This is a genomic window from Pseudomonas sp. NPDC087185 (genome assembly GCF_044744955.1).
Classification (GTDB): Bacteria; Pseudomonadota; Gammaproteobacteria; order Pseudomonadales; family Pseudomonadaceae; genus Aquipseudomonas.
Window position 1 is genome coordinate 182,364 of record NZ_JBIUZK010000006.1, and the last position, 21,548, is coordinate 203,911.

A 21,548-nucleotide genomic window follows, 5' to 3' on the forward strand; every position below is an offset into this window, starting at 1 on the left:
TTCTCTCGATGCATCGGGGCTCGAAGCTGCACGCTTCGACGCCAAGGGTGTCTGCATGGGGTTAGAGAGCCAAGCTTTCACCACTGAGAAGGCTGCAGGAATCAAAAGCAGATGCCGTGCTCGATTCGCATGAGCAAATCAAGAACATCCGAGTATCCCGTGGGGGTATACAGCAGTGTGCAAGGGGTTCGGTGGCCCAGTCCAACCACCGGCCTTCCGAGCCAGCGTTGCGCTTTGTCACGATCTCCGAACACTCCTCCCGCGACCGAAAGAATCTGCTCGTATCGGCCCACGAAGCAACGATGCTCAGCACTCCAGCATGCGATTGGGGAGCATGTGCATGGCGCGATAGTTCTCGCATCACTCATGGTTCAGCCTCATATGGCCTGAATCAAAACACCCTTAGCACTGTCGACAGCTGCATTCGCCGACGCTGTCCGTCCCCAATGAGGACGTAGACGGTGTGCGCCGTAACAAAAAACTTCGAGTCACTGAACTCAACCATGGGCTGAGTGCGTACCCAGCTCCCGGTGATATCTTGATCAAGGCTGTCGTAGAACACGTTGAATGCCAGGATCATCACCGGCTGCTGACCTTGCGCGCGAGTCCCCTTCAGTACCTCCTCTGGTGCAGCGAGATCGAGCCAAACCCAATCACTGACAACGCAGTGGCTACGGTCTGGGTAACGCTCCTTCACCTGCTCAATCGCATCCTCAACGTCGAGCTGAACACCTGGCATATGCAGCGCTGGCCCGGCCAACCTTGCTTTCACCTCATCCATCCTGAAGCTCCGAATTGGCTTGATTCTGAAATTGTCGAACCGGGATTCTTTCAGCCTCGGCTCGTGCTGGTGTGGGACTTCCTACACCAAGGAAGCAAATTGCCCCGAGACGACATTGATATCAAATAGACACCATATTCATCTAATCGAATCCAGCCGATGCTTCTCCTTCAGGCGTCCAGGGCTTCTGTTGCTTTAACTGAGAATGCCGTCACGACAACGTAATGGTCGGCGCCTGACAGGCTGCGAAGAAGCGTCATGCCTTGCTTCTGCGTTACGCGAATAACGCTTGGTGTTACTACAGTCATACCGTCCGCCGACGCCCTGGAGCGATCACAATAAACGGAACCTGTGTACTGAGAGCCCACAGGGGCGGCGTGCATCAGATAGGCATCGATCATTACCCCCCAGTCGAGGCTCCTCGCTGCCTCGACCTCCGGAGGCAGATGAGATGACGCCGGTGTGTTCATTGAGCCGTACAACACAGCGCGCTCCATAATCTTCAAAATTCCACGATCTTCCGGGGATCGAAACCACAATCTTCTCCCGGGTATCCTTTCTGGTTGCTGATCAGTCGGCAGCCCGACAGCTCAACATCAATCGAAAGGTGGGTATGGCCAAAAATCCATGCATCGGCTCGGTCGACTAGCGTGTGCCATGCGTTGCAGTAAGCCGCGTTTAGGTGCCCCTCATGCTCGCTGTCACTCACTTCGAGGATCGGCGCATGATGGGTGATGACAACAGTCTTGCCGGCGAATGGCTTTTCTATCTCGCCAGTTAGCCATTGCTTCGCTTGGTGATTCCTGAAGGCGACATCATCCGGGCGCAGCCTTCGATAATTTTGATCGGCGCGTATCGCACGGTAGTCAGTCATCATCGACCGCGCTATGTTCGTTGCAGCGGTCACATCGCCGGTCGAGCTGAAATCTGTCCAGCCGCTTGTTCCCAAGAATCGAATCCCGCCAGCTATGTAGCACTCGTTTTCGAGCACATGGACATGACTCTGCGCTGCGTCGCGGGCTTTCTGATGCGTCCGATCAAAATGGCCAGCGTAAAACTCGTGATTGCCCATCACATAGAGGACGTCGCAGTTGAAGGTCTCATTGGCCCATCGCACGCCTTTATCCAGCTTGTGAATGTCCCCGGCAAGCACCACCAGATCCACGGTTTTTGGGGCGAATGATGGAAGCTGGAAGTCGGTGAACTCCAGGTGCAAGTCGGAGAGTATGTACACCTTCATGAGGTCTCTCTAAGTTCGATTTGAGCGTAAATTGACAGTCGCTCTCCTCTCGAACCGAGAGGCTGGAATGTATGGCGATCGTCATATATCTCCACACGAGCTCGCCGCCAGCTTGATCATCATAAACCATAGGTTCTCATAAGCACAACCTGCGCTATTTATCAGAACCAATGGCATGTGGCTCTATCCTGCTATTTCGGACGATCATGACGCTGAAGAACGAGATAGGCGCGGTGCTTAGGGCAATTCGGCAGCAGCGCGGTTTGAGCTATGAAGACCTCAACGAGTCGACCTTTCGCACGACGCTAAGCCTGATCGAGCGCGGCAAATCCAAACTCACGGTCGAAACGCTTTCCTCTCTAGCGAAGGCACTGGACTTCGATGTCCTAGCTTTCATGGCTTTGTGTATTGCGCTTGAGCGCGGCCAGACCCCGGATGATGCCCTTGCCAAAGCCCTGCATGAACTGGATCAGTTCAAGGCAACAGGTGGCCTGGCGCTGCTGGAAGAGCAGATGAAGGACGGCGAGCTCGTCGCTCGATCACAGGGCAAGCCAACGAACCTGGAAAACAAGAGTGCTGTGCTGCGGCTGAAGGCTGAGGGCAAGACCCAGGCCGACATCAGACGACTGCTGGGTCTCGCGAAATCAACGGTGAGTCAGTACTGGCATTCAGAGTCGTGAAATATGCTTCACGGAAAGTTGAGATGGTCTTACGGGTGGCTTTTACATCATCTAACTCCGCCCATGCAGCGCAGTACCTCGTACTTGAGACTGCCAGTAGCAGCCAATTAGGTGCGTGGGCAGCATCACCAGCCCGAGTAATGAGTTACGAGCAGTGCCCATTCCCGTAGTGCAGTTCCATTTGCTCGCAAAACTGCGAGCGCTTCAGCCGCAGAAATCTTGGTCGGGCAGCCACCTATCAAGTAGAAGTCGTCCTTTCCAGGGGAGTAGAGGTGAAGCAGCGTAAGTACCATCACACGCTGTAAGTCAGTCATTTTTCTAAACGCACGGCGCATCGCCTTCAACCCCTCAGGGTCAGGCTCTGACCGATCATGATCGAAGCCACAAGGACGCATGGTGTAGTGGCGCCCCTCTTGGATCCCCCACGGCCTACTTTCAGTGAAGCAGGCATCCAGCTCGTATTTCTTAACGATATGCCAAGCTAAATCTCCGAACTTTCTCCCTCGCTCTTCGGATGACCCGTCTATCGGCGGAGGTATCTGACAGACCATCGCCATGGCGGCGTCCTCAGTGCTGTCCATGCAGCGCACTTTTTCAACCAGCTCGATCAGCGTGTATCCGGGAAAGCGACCCGCTGCAAACGTCGGATTGATGGCGACATAAGCAGCAAGAGCAACCGGCTGCTGCGAGTGATGAACATGGCCGTGGCTCGCGACCTCCACGTCCGTGAACGCCCAGAGACCTGAAGACACTTCATGGACACCCAGTCGGTGTAGCAAAGCCGTCGCTTTTTCCGATGTGTCGTCGAGGATATCCATCTTGAGAGTGCTCCTGATAGAGGTATGAGATACTGATCTGCCCTCTTCATATTACGCTGAGATCAAGCGCCCGTACCGCAGACCGTGCGACGCGTCGCTAAGGCTATTGCAGCTCTCATTCGTGGGAAAGCTTCCGTTTTCCATCTGTCCAAGATGAAGTCCATGGTAAGCGGCGTTCCTTCCGTCAACTCTGGAGATAGTCGAGTGGTGCTCTCCTTCAATGGGGAAGCTGATCTACCAGCATGCACCTTTGACTGACCGCAGGATTAGGCGCGAAAAAATAGAGGACTTGCAGACCAATGGCTGAGTCGAGTGCGAGGGATGGGCTGCGCTTTCCAGGTGTTAGAAAGTAGGCAGGCTTTCGAGGTTGTCCTCTTTGCGAGCGTTGCGATCAGTCGCCAGGAACTCACCATCCACCACGTGGACATGAGCACCATAACGCCACCCGCCGTTCTCCCAGAAAATCGTCTGGAACGTTGTCTTACCTAGAGTGATGAGATCTGCAACAAACGCACGATCGGTGGTCATCTGCAAGGCTTTGCCATTCTTGATGACTTTGACTTGCTGGATGTGGCCGCTTGGCTTTTCGCGGCGGACTGCATAAATATAAAAATCGGCCATGCTCATTTCCTTGTGTGTTTAATGTGGATCCCTCGCTAGGACATGATGATGGTAATGGCACTTTAAAATCAACGTAGAGTCTGTGATAGGTACCACTGCGAGACTCCAGCCTTATTGGGTGATCAGTGATTCCTAACTGCATGCAGGGAGTGCTATTTTTAACCCTATCCAAGCAATGCTTGTGACACCGCTGCTCATCACCTCCTTAGGGCGCCGCTGCAGGGCCCGATTTTACTGGCGTGCCGCGCGGTGCTTTGATGTGACCGTTAGCAGCCTGTAGTTCAGGCTTATAAATAGCGCAGTGTGACAACGGGCAACGGAACTGCTGATCATCACGCGAGGGGACTGCTTTGAGCACAGGACGTGTGGAGTTCATACTGGAAAGCCGGGGCCCATGCCTGAGTAATGAGTTAGCTCAGGAGCTGGTCAGAAAATTCGGCGTTAGCGCTCCGAACGCCAGGCAGTTGATCAAGCGCTCTACAGCCAAGAAGCTGAAGGGGATCAGCTTTCCCCATCGCGCCGCTTTCGTGTACCTCACCAGCCAGTATGGATCGATGATTTTCTTCGACAGGCTTGTTGAAGCACTCAAAAGCACACATCACGCGTGTGGATATGGCTTAGCTGCTATCGCGGATAGAGGTGGCGTGCTGCCTATCGATCATTTCAAAATTGCCTGCGGCGCTCCGAAGCTTCAGTCCAAACAACTGAGCGCGGAGAGAGTTGCGGAGCAACTGATCGCCGCGAACCTGATCAAGCAAGTCGACCTTGCAGGCATCGGGGAATGTCTCACGTTAGCCAGCTTTACCGAAGAGGATGAACAGACCGCCTATCTGGATCTCAATGCCCGAATCAAAATCGAGGCAATGGCGTTGAATGCGGTTCGTGATTGGGTCAGGCGCCTAGGCATCGGAAGCTGGAACCAGGTTCGTGTGCGGGGTGAAGGCCCGATCCCAACCGCCGGGCCAAATTACTGGGATCTGTCAGCCCCCTCCTACCTTTATCCGTTGCTGAGTCTTGCAGCCAGTAATGCGGGCTCAAGAGCAGATGCAAAACCAAAGCCTGGCTCATTCGTATGTGACGTGTACTTGGGGGAAAGGCTCACCGCTGACGCTGCACGGGCGTTTATCAAAAAATGCGTGAACGTTCGTGGGTTCAGCAAGGTAGCCCCCGTACTACAGATGTTCCTGGCCGAGTCTTATGACAAAGAAGCCGTGCGTGCTATCAAGGCCAATGGTGCGATTGCCGCCACGCTCGACTCGTTACTGGGCAGCGACGTGGCGCAAGCCCTTCATGAATTGTCTTCGGTACTCAAGGCCACCGCCCTCAACCTGGGAAGTCCCGAAAAGATCGATGGGCTGTTCAGCGCGCTGAGCAAGATCGAGGGCGCGGAAGGCACTCTACGTGGTTGTCTGTTCGAATATCTGTGCGCCGAGCTGGCAAATGAGTCGTACCTGAAGCCCTACATCTCCATTAATAAGCTGGTGCGCGGCTCTGATGGCGCCCGCGCCGAAGTTGATGTGCTTGTGGAGGCTCGAACCGGGACTGTGTTCATCGAGTGCAAAGGCCACCTGCCTACTGGCCAGGTGGATGACTCAGAGGTCGAGAAGTGGCTGAAAAAGCGGCTACCCGTGCTGCGCGATTTTGCCAAACATAATGAAGATCTTCGCCATTTGAAACAGACCTATGAGCTCTGGACGAATGCGACCATCAGTGCAGCGTCCAAAGCACTGATCGAAGCTGAGAACGCCAAGACAACTCGTTACTCAATCGCCTATCGAGAAGGCTCCGAGCTTCTCAGCATGATCAAGGAATCTGGGAACAGATCGCTGCTCAAGACCTACCAGCAGCACTTTTCAAATCATCCACTCGCCTTAGCAGCCAGGCGAAAAACCAGCCAGGCCACTGACGACGGCGAAACTCAACGAAAGAGTGACTGAAGCGCCTTCCGCGCCTCATGCTGGCATCGTAGAATCAGCCGCGAAGGGGCGGGTTCTTCCTCTCGTACCAACGAGGGCGGTTCTGATAATTAACAGCTTCGGCTGTTGGGTTTCGGCCCACTGATCCCTACGGGATGTTCAACGGTACTCAAATCCCCCTGCCCCTTCACCAATTTCTATGGAGAGGTGTGCGTGAAAAAGGACAGCGTCTGGTTCACCTACAAGGCACGCATTCAGGCTCACAAGCGCCTGGAGTGGCTGGACTTTCACTCGCAACTCTTGTTGGTATGGTACGCAATCCTCAGCACAGCGCTGGGGGTGCTGACCATAAGACACAGCATTATCCTTGGCCCCGACACTGACATCATGGCGACGATTCTTTCGGTTGCCTTGCTCGGCATTTCGCTGGCAGTTGCCAACCGCGACTTCCGGGGCCGAGCCATGCTGATGCGCACCAACTACCTGGAGCTACAAAAGCTTCATCGGGGAATACCTGACGGCCCGCCCAATACTCCCCCACCTGCACCGACCTCAGAACAAATCAACAGGTATGACGAACTGCTGGCTGAGTCAGAGAATCATCGAGAGATTGATGATCGGATCGCCCGCATTTTTGCAGGCGCAACCACTAGGCCGCCAACAGGCTTCGAGTATTTTTCCGCAGTATTTTGGCTGACGATGCGGTTTGTGATTACGGCGATGTTGTATGCCTTACCGGTACTGGTAGGTCTATATGCTTTCTGGAACAAGCCATGAGTGCAGCGAAAAGCTTCAAAAAGATCTTTACCCGAAAGCGTCTCCAAGAGATCTACACCGACAGAATCAAAAACTCCGGCGCCATCGGCCTCGATCGCATGCGCCCGGCTAACCTGGATAAACAGCTGACTGCAGAGCTCGACTACATAGTCGACAAGGTGCACCGGGGGGAGTATCGGTTCACTGCCTACAAAGAAAAACTGATCCTTAAGGGGGCATCGTCGCCGCCTCGTCAGATATCCATTCCGACGGCCAGGGACAGAATCGTCCTACGCGCACTGTGTAACTGCCTATCGGACGTTTTCCCCGATGCCAAACTCACCCTCCCCCAGATAGTCATCGACTCTCTAAAATCGGCGCTCGACTCTGGCGCGTATGCCGAATATGCAAAGATCGATCTTCAAAAATTCTACCCAACCATACCTCATGAATTGGTAGCAGCCGCGACGCGGAAGAAAATTCAGAAACCTGAGTTCAGGCAGCTAATCACCGCCGCACTCACAACGCCCACGGTGCCTGAATCAAGAGGCAGTAAGGGTGCCGATCGCCCCACCGTAGGAGTGCCGCAAGGTCTCGCGATTTCAAACGTGCTCGCAGAGATTGCTCTGCAGGGCATTGATAGCCTTTTCGAGGCCCGGACAGGAATTTGGTACAAGCGCTACGTTGACGACATCCTGATCCTGGGGCCAGCAGGAGTGGCACGCTCTACCGCTCATGAGCTCATCGCCGAATTGAAAGCCCTGAAGCTCAATCCGCATGACTTCGAACCAGGGTCGAAATCCAAGGTGGAGAGCCTGACCGACCCTTTCAGCTTCCTTGGATATCAAATCGAAGGCAACCAGGTGCTCATTCGCCATGAGAGCATCCTCAGGTTCGAGTCTTCGATCGCCAAAATCTTCACGGCATACCGGCACAAACTGGTAACAGCTCGACGACCTGCCGATAAGGAGCGCGCCCTGGCCTACTGCCAGTGGAAGCTGAACCTGAGGATTACTGGCTGCATATTCAAAGGCAAGCGCCTCGGCTGGGCTGCCTATTTCTGCCAGATCACCACGACGTCCCAGTTGCGAGCCATCAATCACACGATCAGAAAGCTTACAGACCGATTCTGCCCAAGCGGTGAGATCCATCCGAAATCGCTGATCAAGACCTTCTACGAACTGCAGAGAGGCATGAAGGCCGATAATGGCTACATCCCAAACCTCGATGCTCTTACGATCAATCAGAAACGCGAGAAACTCGCCATGTGGCTAGGCGATGATGCGTTTAAGCTGAGCGACGCAGAGGTAGAACGCAGGTTTGAAATCAAAGCCAGTAAGGCTGTGCGCGAACTGGAAGAGGATATAGCGCAGACGTCCTAAACGCTGACCTCCACACCGCGTGTTCCGTTGGAGCGTCATCCTTCTGCCATGATCATTTGTGTAGGAGTGGAAAAACTGGATAGTGGTTATAAAAACAGTGCTGTATTTATAGCCAGTTAAATTGATTGTCAATTCAACGATAAATCGTAGACCTACCACTGGCCATTTGATAGCGTCGCCTAACGCGGTGCCTAGCACCCTATGCGATATCCGAGGTCGACATTCGCTCCCTCGGAAATGGACTAATCGATACGCGTGATAAGGCAGGCGAGCTTTGATTATCACTCCAATGGGGCCTTTCAACGGAACGACCTGGGAGGCGACACTTCAGCTCGTCCTGAAGGCAAAATTCGGCGCTGCTGGATACCAGCACGTTCCTGCAACGCCGGGCGATTTCGGCATCGAGGGGTTTACCAAACATACCGGGCTTGCTTTCCAGTGCTATTGCCCAGACACGCACTATGAGCGCAAAGAGCTCAATAAGAAGCAGCAGGACAAGATCACAAAAGATCTCAAGAAGCTGAAGGACAACCAGACCAGCCTTCTGGGCATTCTCGGAGATACCAAAATTAAAGACTGGTATTTCATCACCCCCGAAATTGCGCACAATGCCTTGCTGACCCATGCTCAGAAAAAACAGGATGAGGTAAGAGCGTGGGGCCTTCCCCACTTGGACGATAATTTCACCGTGCTCGTCCAGGACATCGGGTTCTACACCCACGAAATAAACCAGCACCGGATAGCTGCCGGGATACCGATCTCTATCGGCCATGACAAGCAGTCCATTCCCAAGGTGAACAGCAGCACAACGGCCTACGACGAAAACTTGCAGCGAAAGACTCAACTGCGTATGTCAGACAAGGGGGAGCGCGCGACCGCCGCCCTGTTCGGCAAAACCAAGGACTCTTTCCTGGATCACGACAGCTTTTTCCAGACGCTGTACGAAAAAGCCCCACAGACATATTTTCAGGTCGCGAAAACCCTCAACGGCTTTGAGCAAGACGTGGACGAATGGAGCCTGACAGCCTCGGGTCACCCTAACGATCTGGTGAAAATGGTCAAGGATCGGCTCTCTGATCGGCTGTTGGGCGATGAGCAGCTGCTGATTGATGGAACACTTACGGACGACATAGTGCGCAGAACAGTCGCCCGTTGGCTCGCGGTCTGCCAACTGGACTTCTACAGCTGATGGCAACAATCAACTTCACCGTAAGGCCGATGCCGGTTCTGACCGAACTCAGACCGATGTACAAGATCAGCCAAGCGGTGCTGATCCTATCGATCTGTGGGCACGGCAGCAAATGCAGCCTGGTCAAACTGCATCTGATGCACTGGGCGATGAAAACGCCTCGACGCATGGAAACGTTGATCCTTGCTGCACAACTCGGTCAAATCACCCTTCCCGTCTGGGGATTCGACCCTGCGCTGTCCATTGCCCTGCAGCTCGCTTACAGGGACGGTTTGATTGAGCCTACAGCAAATGGCTTCAAGCTTTTGTCCAAAGGGGCGCTGCTGGTGAAAGACATCATGAGCGATGACACCGTCATGCTCGAAGAGAAGGCCGCACTTTTGAAGATCGGCAGGAAGATCACTGAAACTATGGTCAAGACCATATCCAAGGAATGGGAATAGCCTTGTTTATAAAACGTATCAAAATCGCAATCGAAACCACCGGCGGCCCGTTTGGCTTTATGGCGAAGTTCGATCGTAATCTGAACATCATCCGTGGTCGGAACTCGTCGGGCAAAAGCAGCATCGTCCACAGCATACTTTACGCTCTGGGAATGGAAGAGCTGCTGGGCGCACAGAACGCCGCAGCACTGACCTATGTTCTGAAGAATCATGTCGAGTTTGAGGACACTCAGTACCCGATCCTGAGCTCCAAGGTCATGATGGAGCTGGAATCGCTTGGCAAGACGATCACTGTCACTCGCAAAATCAAAGATGACAGCGTCAACCCCAAACTGGTCGAGATTCAGGAGTGCGCTGTTCTCAGCGAAGGGCAGTCCGGGCAAGTCATCTATCGGTTCCTCCATGACGGTGGCAGCGCCCAGATCCGGGAAGGATTCTACACTTATCTGGAAAATTTCCTTGGGCTAAGGCTGCCCATGGTGCCTCATACGAACGGCAAGCAGGTGAAGCTGTACCTACAATATATTTTCGCAGCGATGGTCATTGAGCAAAAGCGGGGCTGGACGGACTACATTGCCAACCTTCCCTACTTCGGCGTTAAGGAAGCCCGGATCAAGATCGTCGATTTCCTGGTTGGCACCAATGTGTTTGAGATGGAAGCCAATCGCGCACGGCTAGACCATGAATCGCAGGAGCTGAGCACCACTTGGCAAGATACTTATCGGGCAATTAACAACGATGCCCTGAAAAACTCAATGAAGGTTCTGGGGCTACCCAAGAACCCTGTGTTGGAGTTCCAGCCAGAGAGCGTGGCTTACCAGAAGTCCACCCTTCAAGGCTTGATAGGGCTGGATCAGTTCAAAAGTAATCAGATCCTGGCTCTTCAGAAGTTGACTCAGGATGAGGCAAAGTGGAAAGACACTTTGCCTGACGAAACCCTGAAACTCATTGAAAATGAGAATTCTGCGCTTCAAGGGCTGACTGTCGCATACGAGACCAGCATTGGGGAGTTGACTCTTCAAAGGGCAGCGCGGAACGCCAACGCCATCCACCTTCGGCAAGCTGAAGAAGAACTGTCGAAGAATCAGGCAGCTCAGAAGCTGATCAAGTATGGCGCTTCACTCAAACTTGATGTGGCCAGCGACGTCTGCCCCGCATGCCACCAGAATATCGGCAACTCCCTGACCGACCTCCATGAAAGCACCCCGCACATGGATATCGACACCAACATCGATTATCTGAAGTCTCAGATTAAAATGTTGGAACGAGATACTGCCGGTATCGAGCAATCGATCAAAGAAACCACTGTGGTCGGTGAAGAACTGGCCAAGCGGATCAATATTTCCAAGTCCAAACTTCGAGCACTCAAGTCTGACCTAACCACCAATGCCGTAGTATCGAGGGCCAACTTGCGTCAGCAACTTCAAATTGAGATGAGCATAGAAGAAGTCTCGCAGTTTGTACAGCGCAACGAAGCTCAACTTGAGACCCTTGTTCAACTGTCGGCCCAGTTCAAGCTGAACCAGGAAGCCAGGGCTGCTTTACCGAAAGAGCATTACTCCGATGTAGACCTTGCCAAGTACGAGTATTTCGCGAAGGTATTCAGGTCTTATGTGAGTTCTTTCGACTATCAAAGTGCCTCTGTGAACGGCATCAGGTTCAACGTGGAAAACCTGCTGCCAGAACTGGATAAAATTGAACTCAGGGAGATATACAAAAAAGACTTCGCCGAAGAGAAAAGCGCCTCAACGACCAGCACTTCGAAGAGCAGCTCTAACATCGCACGAGAGTCCAGCGCTAGTGATTTCGTTCGCCTGATCTGGAGTTACATCCTGACCTTGTACGTAACGTCAGCGAATTTCACGGTGAAGGGCAATCACCCAGGCTTCATCTTGATGGATGAGCCAGGACAGCACTCCATGGCGACGAAAAGCCAGCTGGCACTGCTTCAGCAATTGTCTGCTCAAAAGGGCCTTCAGAGCATCGTTGCCGCGTCGTTCGACGATAGTGAGGCGGCATACCTTGAGGCCACCCATAACGTTGAATTCAACCTGATTCGTTTGGGCGACAAGGCTATTGTGCCGAATGGGGATACGGTGCTTCTGGGGGCTAGAGTAGTTCGGGGTGCTGGCGAGTCTTGATCTTGGTGAGTCCTCATCATGGCAGGTTCTGGCGTCGGCGGGTCATGCCGTTGGTAACTCCTGATGCATGCGGCTGTTGATGGCGGCGAAATATGACATGACCGCCAGACATCACGCTCAGCGTTATCCTATAGACCCAACGGCGTTACTTACCTTCATTGGTTTAACTCACACTAAACATACCTACCTGAATTTTCCGCGCCAATTTTACGGCCTCCTGCTCTGCCAGCAGCGGTTGGAGATCACCGTGGAACTGATGTGGCCGATCACCACCGCTAGTGGGTGATCGACACATGGTACTGTCCTCTCACACGTCGGAGGCTTCTCGGCGCTTCCAAAGCTGCTTTGTCACCAATTTGAAGAGGTGCCCAGCCCTGTGTTTATCCAGTTCTGCTGTCGCCCCCAAAAGCTTCGATAGCCGACCGGGCCGTGCTTCCAATCGCTCCGCGAGAGCTCTTCGCTCAATTTGTGCCAAGGCATTAAGTTTCACAGAACGAATTGTCCTTTGCCCTTTTCTAGATTTGCCCGTGAATATCCATCCTTTCTGGATCTCAATGTTGTCTGAATATCGATCGAAATAAGGATGAATCCAGCGATAGCTGGCAGGAGAAACGGGCATTGGAGCATTGGCGGAAATTTTCACCGCGAGTACTGGGCAGTACTTGCTGGCTTTCTGCCCTTTACGCTTTGCACGCTTCTTGATGAGGCTATTGAGTGTACGGTTAAATCCATTTTTCTTTATATTGCACGTTCCACAGGACAAAGACAAATTCATAATTTCGTATGTAAAGTCACGATGTATACCCTTCTCGATAAAATGCTCCAAGTGAGTAGCGTAATCATCATAAAGAAACCGCCGACACAGACTACATCTTCCTTGTTGTATCTTACGCAGCATGGGCTTGAGTGTGTCCTTGAACGCAATCACCGCGCTCACGCCACTACTCCAGCTGAGGCCTTTCAGATGCGCGACATCAATATCGGCGGGAAGGACAGGGATCGGCTGAATTTGCTCGAATCCTATTTTAATCATCGTCTGACTCTCCAAGGATCGCATCAATCACCTCAACTAAAGGATCCTCCTTCCTCAAAGCTGACTTTATTGAAACCAGCTGATCCGTCAATGCGAGTAGATCAGGGTGTGCAAATCCGTCTCTTTCTATGATAGAAACCGCGCGCTGAACGACATCCACTACGATTCGATTTCGACTGGAAGTCAAGCCAAATTGCTCCAGCAAAATATCATCAGATGAAGCACCATAAGATGCCACGCTAATGACTGGTTCATCACTGGAAAGATCAACGATTGTACTTCCTTCTAATGAGGCGCTGACAATCAATGGAGAGTGAGTGCATACAACCAGATGCCCAGATTTCATTCCTATCTGGCAGATCCCATGCACTGCCGCCATAAAGTCTCGCTGCCATTGTGGATGGAGGCTATTATCAGGCTCATCCAAGAGCATCAGCGAATCCTCCTCGACCCCAAACCCTAGCCCCATCAGGTTTGTATACATATGATACTCGCCCGAACTCAACTCAAAAATTGAAAACTCAAGATCACTTCCGTCCCGCTTAACTGTAACATCTCGAAGCGAAAAAATGTCGAGCATGAAACCCAAGCGGACTACTTCGTTAGAGGCAGTTCTGCAATGAATCCCTTCCCCCCCCATACTCAAGGTCAGTCGAGCCTTGGTGGAAGCCATGAACTCAATAAACTCATTGAAGATGTTTTCACTGAATTCTTCCAGTAGATGCCGAGCCACTTCATCAGAGACAGGCCCAGGAAGATCAGCATCATCCATGTTCAACAATCGCTTCAGTTTGCTCACTGAGTGCCCGCTTTGCTCCGAGCTCCGCCTGCTGGATCTCTTAAGCCCATCCTTACGCACCAAGACCGACACGTTTAGATCCGGCATGATATTGGCAAATTCATGGGCCTGCTTATAGAAAGGCCATGTGAAACGTTCGCTCTTGCTTCTATCTAAAGCAAATACAATTGCGGTTTCAAAAGGTCGTTTCTTGCTAAGGAGGTTCGCCCCAACCCTCTGCCCGATATAAGCATATCTTTCTGTCGCAAACTCGGTACTACCACCACCTGATTTTTCCTTAGAAGGAAATCTGTCAGCAACAGAACCGGATGCGCAAATAACGTGATTCATGACTGAGCCATCGCTGACATCAAGCTTCGTCTCAGTGGATTCTGGAGCAATCAGGCCAGCCACCAACTCTCTAAGCATTGTGCTTTTATACGAGCCGTTCTGCCCAGTGACTACAGTGCACCTAAATCCATGTTTTTCACTGCCCCCCTCGGATGCTACGAAGGGAATGCTCCTCCAATCACCACCCCACGCTTGAAAATTTATTGCATTAATCATCTAGCCAAACTCCTTTTTGCGATGTTCATTCACACATGCTGATGGAAATAACTTTTTCATTTCCATTAAATAAGTTGGATTGCGGCAGATATAAAGTAACAATGGCAGTTTGTACACCAGATGGAAAGACTTTCAGGGACGACCAGATTTTCACAAACAATGACTTGAGATATGGCTGATCAACGGCTGCATTTTGATTGTTTCGCCGATCCATGCGGGCTCCTACGCGCCACCCCTGCCCTGGGTGATGCTCGCTGGGCATCCGACTGCCCTTGGGTGATGGCTCAATACTATCTCTTTGACAATGCTGCGGGGAACCGGCTGGCCCGTATCTGAAGGCACCAGGATCCATTTACCAAGGAGTACGAATTCACTCCTGGCTCACATGTGAGTAAAGAGAGGATCAACGGACGTTTGGCGTCGCTTGCGATGCGACCCAAAGCTGTATGCTTCGAGGAGTACACACCTACACGCTTTTCACGGATTTTCGAGAGGTAGGACACATACACATCTACACGTTTCTGGTTTTTTTTGTCCTATAAGAGTTCGATTCCCTCTACCCGCTCCACACCGCATTCCCGCATGGCGTTCCAGCAACGTCATCGCTGTCAAAAGGAGCCTTGGCTCCTTTTTTCGTTTCTGCCCTTTCGTTGACCTCGCACAGCGCCAGCCGCATGAATCCCCTTGCAAGTGAAACCGCTTGGGGCGCATATGCTCTCTGGATTCGCGAAACATTTCGAAAGGACTGCGTATGTTTCTTTCCCGCTGGCTTCCGGGCCTTGCCAACCTGCTGCAGTACCGACGCGAGTGGTTCCACGCCGACCTGCAGGCCGGTTTGTCGGTGGCCGCCATCCAGATCCCCATCGCCATCGCCTACGCACAGATCGTCGGCCTGCCGCCGCAGTACGGCCTGTATGCCTGCGTGCTGCCGATGATCGTCTACTCCCTGATCGGCAGCTCACGCCAACTAATGGTTGGCCCGGACGCCGCGACCTGCGCGATGATCGCCGGTGCAGTGGCGCCATTGGCCATGGGCGACCCCCACCGAATCGCCGAACTGTCGGTGATCGTCACGGTGCTGGTCGGTGTCATGCTGATTGCCGCCGGCCTGGCACGGGCGGGGTTCATCGCCAGCTTCTTCTCGCGGCCGATCCTCATCGGCTACCTCAACGGGATCGGCCTGAGCCTGATCGCCGGGCAGCTGTCCAAGGTGGTGGGCTTCAACGTCGAAGGGGACGGCTTCGTCCTCAGCCTGATCAACTTCCTGCAGCGCCTGGGTGAGATCCACTGGCTGACCCTGGCCATCGGCCTGGCCGGGCTGACCTTGCTGATCTGGCTGCCACAGCGCTTCCCGCGTTTGCCGGCGGCGCTAGTGACGGTGGCGGTATTCACCCTGGTGGTTGGCGTGTTCGGCCTTGACCACTCAGGCGTGGCCATCCTCGGTTCAGTGCCAGCCGGCATCCCGCAACTGGCCTGGCCACAGAGCAACCTGGCAGAAACCAAGAGCCTGTTGCGCGACGCGCTGGGCATCGCCACCGTCAGTTTTTGCAGCGCCATGCTCACGGCGCGCAGCTTCGCCGCGCGCCACGGCTATGCGATCAATGCCAACCATGAGTTCGTCGCCCTCGGCGTGAGCAACCTGGCGGCCGGCATCTCCCAGGGCTTTGCCATCAGCGGCGCCGACTCGCGCACTGCGGTCAACGACATGGCCGGCGGCAAGAGCCAGTTGGTCGGCATCATCGCCGCGCTGGTGATTGCCCTGATCCTGCTGTTCTTCACCGCGCCGATGGCCTGGATCCCCCAGGCGGCGCTGGGTGCCGTGCTGTTGATGGCCGGCTGGGGGCTGATCGACATCAAATCACTGGGGCGCATCCGCCGCCTGAGCCGTTTCGAGTTCTGGTTGTGCCTGTTGACCACGGTTGGCGTGCTGGGCCTAGGCGTTCTTCCGGGGATCGTGTTTGCCGTGACTCTGGCGATCCTGCGCTTGCTGTACAGCATCTACCAACCCACCGATGCGGTGCTCGGCTGGCTGCCGGGTACCGAGGGCCAGGTCGACATCCGCAAACACCCGGACGCCCGTACCGTGCCAGGGCTGGTGGTGTACCGCTTCGACGACGCGATCCTGTTCTTCAACGCCGACTACTTCAAGATGCGCCTGCTCGAAGCCGTTCAAAGCCAGGCCCAGCCCCGCGCCGTGCTGTTCGATGCCGAAGCGGTAAGCAGCATCGATGTGAGCGGCATTGCCGCCCTGCGCGAGGTACGCGACACCCTCGCGGCGCAAGGCATCTTCTTCGCCATCGCCCGCGCCCGCGGCACCTTCCTGCGCATGCTGGTGCGCTCTGGGATGGCGCGGGAAATGGAGGACAAGCTGCTGTTTGGCTCGGTGCGGGCGGGGATACGGGCGTATCGGTTGTGGCGGAACAGAAGTCGAAATCAGGGCGACAGCCCAGCCCGCTCAGTAACCTAACCTGTCCAGCAATACCGATTCGATTTCGGTGGGGCGTTTGTAGAAGCGCAGCAAATGCCCTGCTCGGTTGGTAAAGATCCCATCGACTCCTGCCTTCATTGCTGCGTCGAAGTCTTGCGCATCGTCGAGGGTATAGACGTGCACCAGCAGCCCGCGCTCATGGCTGGCATGGTTCATCCACGGCTGAATCAGGTCGGCATAGCTCTGTTCACCCAGCTTGCTGCGCTTGGCCGATGGACCGGTACCCATCGCCCCCCCTTGCTTGGCAATGTCCAGCCAGCGCAGGAACTCCGCCCGATCCTTCGGTTGCTGTCGCGCGTAAAACACGGCCTTGTCGTTTTCGCCTGAATCAGCGAAATCTTGGCCCGAGGCTGGTGCGATGGCCTTCGTACCCACCCACAGCAGCAGAATTTTCGGCACTTGCGGCATGGCCTTGTGCAGCAGTGCCAGGCTACTGCGATCGAATGTCTGCAACACTACGCGCCCAGGGTGGCCGAGCCAGCCTCGGGCCTCAAGGCGCGCCTTGAGCTCCATTTCAATGCCTGGGAACTGGCTGGGCACCTTGGTCTCGATATACAAGCCGGGCTGCCGCTCGGGGTTGCCTTCGGCGATATCGATGACTTCGTCCAGGGTAAGGATCGACAATTTGCTGAATGATGCCCGAGCACGCTCTGGGTAGGCCTTGTTGAACCAGCTGCCGGCGTCCAGGGATTTGAGCTCGGCGAGGGTGAAGGCGCTGACCGGGCTGCGGGTACGCTCGGGGAAGTGCTCGGCGACATCGCTGGTGCGTGACAGCTCATCGTCGTGGACCACCACCAGCACGCCATCGCGGGTGCGTTGCAGGTCGAGTTCCAGGTAGTCGGCGCCCAGGTCACGGGCCAGCAGGTAGGCGGGAGTGGTGGATTCCGGAGCGTCGTAGGAAGCGCCGCGGTGAGCAATCACCGCGGGGTACGGGATATCCTGGACGGCGGCGAGGCCCTTGCCGTCGGTTACCGAGGCCGCTGAGGCCGAATCCAGGGCCGCCAAGGCCAGAATCCCGATCAGACATTTGCGCATGGTGAAGTCCTCTTTCGTCGTGCGAGCCGTGCTGCGGCTAAACCACAACCCTCGCACACCTTGCATGACATGCTAAAGTCGCCCCCGTTTCCCGCTCCAGCGAATGGACCCATCATGCCCGCACTAGACGCCCACCTCGCCTCCTGGCAGGAACTCGCCAAACGCCACCCCTGCGATGCCCTGCTGCTGGGCAACGGCGCCAGCCGCGCGCTGTGGAAGCCGTTCGGCTACTTCTCGCTGTTCGAGGAAGCCCAACGTGCCGGGCGTAAAAAAGGTTTGGCAATCAGCGACCAGGCCTTGTTCAAGTCGCTTGGCACAGAGCTGTTCGAACCCGTGCTGAGCACCCTCAACCACACCGTGCGCGCCAACGCCGCCCTGGCGATCAACTCAACTGCACCGCTTAACCGCTACTACTCGATCAAGGAAGCGTTGATCCACGCCGTGCGCACCGTGCACCTGCCCTGGCCGCTGATGCCGGCAGCCACGCTGGCGTCGATCAACCAAGCCCTGCGCAGCTACCGCAGCGTCTACACCAGCAACTATGACCTGATCCTGCCATGGGCCGTACAGCACGACCCTCAAGGTTTCGCCGCGCTGTTCGACGAACAGGGCTTCTTCGACGTACGCCGCACACAGAGTGCCGGTACTCGCCTGCTGCACCTGCACGGCGGCCTGCACCTGCTCAAGCTGCCCGACGGCGCCACCCGCCAGCGCAGCGCCGAAAGCGCTGAATTGCTCGACGGCTTTGCCGTGAACATTCCGGGTGAAGTACCGCTGTTCGTCAACGAAGACCGTAGCGACGAAAAACTGCGTGCGATCCGCAACTCGGATTACCTGGCTTGGTGCCTGGGGCAGCTGGCGCAGGAAAGCCAGGGGCTATGCCTGTTCGGGCAGCACCTGGACAGTAGCGACCAGCACCTGCTCGACGCCATTCGCCAGGCGCGGCCGGCGCAGCTTTCGATTGCCATCCGGCCGTTGAGCGAGGCTTCGGTGATGAATCAGAAGCAGCATTTTGTAGAGCGATTGGGTGATCTGGCGGGGACTGCGCTGCATTTCTTCGATGCAAGTACGCATCCGCTGGGGCTGGGGGAGTTGGCGATCGAGGTGCCTACAGGGCGCCGCTGAGGCGGCCCCAGCGGCACACCTTCATCAGGCACAAGCAAGGGAACCCCTGGATAGGCGTGCATGTGCGCTTGTTACATTGACAGCCATGGCAACCCGAGCCAAGTCCAGTGTCTCTTGGCCTATGGCGTAACTTCCCCTGGCCTGCAACCAGGCCAGTACTTCTGCGAGATGCCAAAGCGAAGTGCTGCCTTCATGTATGGGCGCTGGGAAGCTGTGCATGCCAATGGGTACTTGAGGGTAAATTCGTATTCCATCGCTACTGCTCCTTACCAGCCTTCGCTGCGGTATCCGCCTCACTGCTGCCCGTACAATTGTCCACCACACGCTGAAGCTGGCGCGCAAAAATGCCAGGGTTCTTCGGGTACTCCAGACGCTCGTAATGCAACGTTCCCCACATCGGCAATCAGGGGAGTGCTTGGGAATTGTCCTACGCGCCTTCAGGAATCGAGCTCAACAGCCTTGCTTACCCGCCAATCAACCCATCCCCCTGCAACAACGTCTCCAGGCAATGCTCCTGCACCCCATAAAACGCTTTCAGCTGCGCAATCTTCTCCAGCAACGCACCCGCCTCAACCGGCTGCTTGCGCTTCACCGCCAGAATCATCTTGTTCTTGTTGGTGTGCTCCAGCGAGATGAACTCGAACACCTTGGTCTCGTATCCACACGCTTCCAGGTACAGCGCGCGCAAGCTGTCGGTCAGCATCTCGGCCTGCTGGCCCAGGTGCAGGCCGTACTGCAGCATCGGCTGCAGCAACCCCGGGCTGTGCAGTTGCGGGCGGATCTGCTTGTGGCAGCACGGCGAGCACATGATGATCGCAGCGTTGCAGCGGATGCCGGTGTGGATCGCGTAATCGGTGGCGATGTCGCAGGCATGCAGGGCGATCATCACCTCGATGGCCTCGGGCACCACGCTGCGCACGTCGCCGCACTGGAACTCAAGGCCCGGGTGGTCCAGGCGCGATGCGGCGGCGTTGCACAGGTCGACCATGTCCTGGCGCAGCTCAACCCCCGTCACCTGCGCCTCGCGGCCCAGCGTGTTGCGCAGGTAGTCGTGCATGGCGAAGGTCAGGTAGCCCTTGCCCGAGCCGAAGTCGGCCACCCGCAGCGCCTGCTGTGCAGGCACCGGCGCATTGGCCAGGGCGTGTTCGAACACCTCGATGAACTTGTTGATCTGCTTCCACTTGCGCGACATGGAGGGGATCAGCGCACCTTGCGCATCGGTCACGCCCAGGTCGCGCAGGAACGGCCGCGACAGTGCCAGGTAACGTTTCTTCTCGCGGTCATGGCCCGCGCTGGCGGCAGCTTCGCGGGGCGGCTGAGCACCGTGGCGCTGGAGCATCGGCTTGCCCTTCTTGCTGAAAGTCAGTTGCAGTTCGCCGTCGGCATCGAACAGGTGGGCGTTACGGAAGCTGTCCGGCAACAACTCGGCGACCAGCGCCAAGGCTTGGTCCAACGGCACGTTACGGGTGATGTCCCGGGTCTGGTGACGGTACACCAGCGACAGGTTCGGCTGCCCTTTCACCTGCACCGGTTTGGCGATGATCCGCTGCAAGGTCTGGTCGGCACCGACGTGGCGTGCCAGCACCAGCTTGACCAGGGTGTTGCCCTGCAAAGCAGCGCTCAGCAGGTCGAGGAACTGGGCGCGCGCCTCTGGCGCGGACGAAGCGGAAGTACTGGCGGACATGGAAAGCAGGTGCCTCGGATAGCGTGAGCGCGATGCGCAATGCCGCGCATTCTACGACGATGCCCGCCGTAGTCGAAGGTTTTCGCGATGGGCGTGGCTCAGTCGAGAATCACCAGGCGGTTGGGCAACTCGTTGCGCGCGTGGGTGCGCGGCACGTGCTCGCACAGCCGCTCACCACAGGCCTCGATGCAGTCAACGAAGCCTTGCAAGGTGCGGCCCTCACGCACCTGCTCGGCAAAGCGCGCTTTGATGAGCGCACGCGCCTGAGCATCAAGATGGCGCTCGATGCCTTGATCGACAAGGATCTCCACATGCCGCTCGGCCTCGGCAACGAAGATCAGCACCCCAGTGCCCCCGGCGGTGTGCTGCAGGTTCTGTTCGCGAAACTGCTGCCGGGCCAGGCGCGATGCCCGCCAGCGGCGCAGGGCTGCTGGGATCAGCCAGGCAGCCAGGCGCGGCTTGCGCAGCAGCACACACAGGGCGCTGAACAACAGCACATTGGCTACCAGCAGGCCCCGTAAGCCGGGCCACCCCAGCAGCAGCTGCAACACCCCTGGCACCGCCAGCGCCAGCACGGCAGCCCAGAACAGCGGCAGATAGGCATAGTCATCGGCGCGCCGGGCCAGCACGGTCACAAGCTCGGCGTCGGTGCGCCGTTCCACGCGGGCGATGGCCTCGGCGATAAGGCGCTGCTCGTATTCGTTGAGGGGGGTCATGCCGTCGGTCTCTTGAGCGTTCTTATAGTTGTTGTCCCGGCATTCGGGTATTCCTCAGCAAGCGACATATTCAGGCATAATCCGCCGCTGGAAATAATGCCTGTGAATCGTACAACAATAGCCGCCTGAAAACTTCGGCCGCGCACGTATCACCG

The 21,548-nt window shown here is 55.7% G+C and carries 22 protein-coding genes; 10 read left to right on the forward strand and 12 right to left on the reverse strand.

What is annotated here, in order from left to right; genetic code table 11:
* Window positions 1-101 precede the first annotated feature (101 nt).
* The 4 genes from ACIPIJ_RS20995 to ACIPIJ_RS21010 form a co-directional block, all read right to left on the reverse strand.
* Window positions 102-368, reverse strand: coding sequence for an antitoxin Xre/MbcA/ParS toxin-binding domain-containing protein (locus tag ACIPIJ_RS20995; protein ID WP_401080129.1), 267 nt, complete (start codon window positions 366-368; stop codon window positions 102-104).
* Between the two features lie 23 nt (window positions 369-391).
* On the reverse strand, window positions 392-781 hold the full coding sequence (locus ACIPIJ_RS21000; protein ID WP_401080131.1) for a DUF6957 family protein: 390 nt from the start codon (window positions 779-781) through the stop codon (window positions 392-394).
* A 170-nt stretch (window positions 782-951) separates the two neighbouring features.
* The gene (locus ACIPIJ_RS21005; RefSeq protein WP_401080133.1) at window positions 952-1,182 is read right to left on the reverse strand and encodes a hypothetical protein; all 231 of its coding nucleotides are present in this window, start codon (window positions 1,180-1,182) and stop codon (window positions 952-954) included.
* 101 nt (window positions 1,183-1,283) lie between these two features.
* The gene (locus ACIPIJ_RS21010; protein WP_401080135.1) at window positions 1,284-2,021 is read right to left on the reverse strand and encodes a metallophosphoesterase; all 738 of its coding nucleotides are present in this window, start codon (window positions 2,019-2,021) and stop codon (window positions 1,284-1,286) included.
* A gap of 206 nt (window positions 2,022-2,227) precedes the next feature.
* Here ACIPIJ_RS21010 and ACIPIJ_RS21015 point away from each other — a divergent pair, with 206 nt between their 5' ends.
* Entirely contained in the window at window positions 2,228-2,701 is a 474-nt protein-coding gene (locus ACIPIJ_RS21015) for a helix-turn-helix domain-containing protein (RefSeq protein WP_401080136.1), read from the forward strand.
* 125 nt (window positions 2,702-2,826) lie between these two features.
* On the opposite strand, the gene ACIPIJ_RS21020 is transcribed toward ACIPIJ_RS21015, so the two are convergent.
* Together ACIPIJ_RS21020 and ACIPIJ_RS21025 are read right to left on the reverse strand one after the other, a co-directional pair.
* A complete protein-coding gene (locus ACIPIJ_RS21020) occupies window positions 2,827-3,519 on the reverse strand; it encodes a hypothetical protein (RefSeq protein ID WP_401080138.1) in 693 nt (230 codons plus the stop codon).
* 342 nt (window positions 3,520-3,861) lie between these two features.
* Window positions 3,862-4,140 (reverse strand): DUF3892 domain-containing protein, encoded by a 279-nt coding sequence (locus ACIPIJ_RS21025; protein ID WP_401080140.1) that lies wholly within the window; start codon window positions 4,138-4,140, stop codon window positions 3,862-3,864.
* 365 nt (window positions 4,141-4,505) lie between these two features.
* Between ACIPIJ_RS21025 and ACIPIJ_RS21030 the strand changes: the two genes are divergently transcribed.
* The 7 genes from ACIPIJ_RS21030 to ACIPIJ_RS21060 all read left to right on the forward strand — a co-directional run bounded on the left by ACIPIJ_RS21030 (window position 4,506) and on the right by ACIPIJ_RS21060 (window position 12,253).
* Entirely contained in the window at window positions 4,506-6,077 is a 1,572-nt protein-coding gene (locus ACIPIJ_RS21030) for a hypothetical protein (protein ID WP_401080142.1), read from the forward strand.
* A 192-nt stretch (window positions 6,078-6,269) separates the two neighbouring features.
* Window positions 6,270-6,833 (forward strand): SLATT domain-containing protein, encoded by a 564-nt coding sequence (locus ACIPIJ_RS21035; protein ID WP_401080144.1) that lies wholly within the window; start codon window positions 6,270-6,272, stop codon window positions 6,831-6,833.
* Entirely contained in the window at window positions 6,830-8,194 is a 1,365-nt protein-coding gene (locus ACIPIJ_RS21040; RefSeq protein ID WP_401080146.1) for a reverse transcriptase domain-containing protein, read from the forward strand. Before ACIPIJ_RS21035 ends, ACIPIJ_RS21040 begins: the two co-directional genes overlap by 4 nt.
* 274 nt (window positions 8,195-8,468) lie before the next feature.
* A complete protein-coding gene (locus tag ACIPIJ_RS21045; RefSeq protein ID WP_401080148.1) occupies window positions 8,469-9,383 on the forward strand; it encodes a hypothetical protein in 915 nt (304 codons plus the stop codon).
* Window positions 9,383-9,826, forward strand: coding sequence for a hypothetical protein (locus tag ACIPIJ_RS21050; RefSeq protein WP_401080150.1), 444 nt, complete (start codon window positions 9,383-9,385; stop codon window positions 9,824-9,826). Before ACIPIJ_RS21045 ends, ACIPIJ_RS21050 begins: the two co-directional genes overlap by 1 nt.
* A gap of 2 nt (window positions 9,827-9,828) precedes the next feature.
* Window positions 9,829-11,967 carry a hypothetical protein gene (locus ACIPIJ_RS21055; protein ID WP_401080152.1) on the forward strand — a complete coding sequence of 713 codons (2,139 nt, stop codon included), beginning with the start codon at window positions 9,829-9,831 and terminating at the stop codon, window positions 11,965-11,967.
* A gap of 67 nt (window positions 11,968-12,034) precedes the next feature.
* Window positions 12,035-12,253, forward strand: coding sequence for a hypothetical protein (locus ACIPIJ_RS21060; RefSeq protein WP_401080154.1), 219 nt, complete (start codon window positions 12,035-12,037; stop codon window positions 12,251-12,253).
* Window positions 12,254-12,274: 21 nt separating this feature from the next.
* Here ACIPIJ_RS21060 and ACIPIJ_RS21065 read toward each other — a convergent pair whose 3' ends face one another.
* From ACIPIJ_RS21065 to ACIPIJ_RS21075, 3 genes are read right to left on the reverse strand one after another with little or no spacing between them, the layout of a single operon-like run.
* Complete coding sequence (locus ACIPIJ_RS21065; protein WP_401080155.1) at window positions 12,275-13,000, reverse strand: hypothetical protein; 726 nt, start codon at window positions 12,998-13,000, stop codon at window positions 12,275-12,277.
* Window positions 12,993-14,345 carry an AAA family ATPase gene (locus ACIPIJ_RS21070; protein ID WP_401080157.1) on the reverse strand — a complete coding sequence of 451 codons (1,353 nt, stop codon included), beginning with the start codon at window positions 14,343-14,345 and terminating at the stop codon, window positions 12,993-12,995. The genes ACIPIJ_RS21065 and ACIPIJ_RS21070 overlap by 8 nt, the downstream gene beginning before the upstream one ends.
* Window positions 14,346-14,370: 25 nt before the next feature.
* Window positions 14,371-14,607: a hypothetical protein gene (locus ACIPIJ_RS21075; protein WP_401080159.1), complete on the reverse strand. Its 237-nt coding sequence runs from the start codon at window positions 14,605-14,607 to the stop codon at window positions 14,371-14,373.
* Window positions 14,608-15,096: 489 nt separating this feature from the next.
* On the opposite strand from ACIPIJ_RS21075, the gene ACIPIJ_RS21080 reads away from it, so the two are divergent.
* Window positions 15,097-16,812: a SulP family inorganic anion transporter gene (locus ACIPIJ_RS21080; RefSeq protein WP_401080161.1), complete on the forward strand. Its 1,716-nt coding sequence runs from the start codon at window positions 15,097-15,099 to the stop codon at window positions 16,810-16,812.
* Here ACIPIJ_RS21080 and ACIPIJ_RS21085 read toward each other — a convergent pair.
* Window positions 16,801-17,868 carry a glycerophosphodiester phosphodiesterase gene (locus ACIPIJ_RS21085; RefSeq protein WP_401080163.1) on the reverse strand — a complete coding sequence of 356 codons (1,068 nt, stop codon included), beginning with the start codon at window positions 17,866-17,868 and terminating at the stop codon, window positions 16,801-16,803. The two genes, ACIPIJ_RS21080 and ACIPIJ_RS21085, sit on opposite strands and share 12 nt — an antisense overlap.
* Before the next feature lie 114 nt (window positions 17,869-17,982).
* Between ACIPIJ_RS21085 and ACIPIJ_RS21090 the strand changes: the two genes are divergently transcribed.
* Window positions 17,983-18,993 carry a DUF4917 family protein gene (locus tag ACIPIJ_RS21090; RefSeq protein WP_401080165.1) on the forward strand — a complete coding sequence of 337 codons (1,011 nt, stop codon included), beginning with the start codon at window positions 17,983-17,985 and terminating at the stop codon, window positions 18,991-18,993.
* A gap of 463 nt (window positions 18,994-19,456) precedes the next feature.
* Here the strand turns inward: ACIPIJ_RS21090 and ACIPIJ_RS21095 are convergent, their stop codons facing one another.
* Both ACIPIJ_RS21095 and ACIPIJ_RS21100 read right to left on the reverse strand, forming a co-directional pair.
* Window positions 19,457-20,677: a class I SAM-dependent methyltransferase gene (locus ACIPIJ_RS21095; RefSeq protein ID WP_401080167.1), complete on the reverse strand. Its 1,221-nt coding sequence runs from the start codon at window positions 20,675-20,677 to the stop codon at window positions 19,457-19,459.
* A gap of 98 nt (window positions 20,678-20,775) precedes the next feature.
* Entirely contained in the window at window positions 20,776-21,393 is a 618-nt protein-coding gene (locus tag ACIPIJ_RS21100) for a TPM domain-containing protein (RefSeq protein ID WP_401080169.1), read from the reverse strand.
* Window positions 21,394-21,548 lie beyond the last annotated feature (155 nt).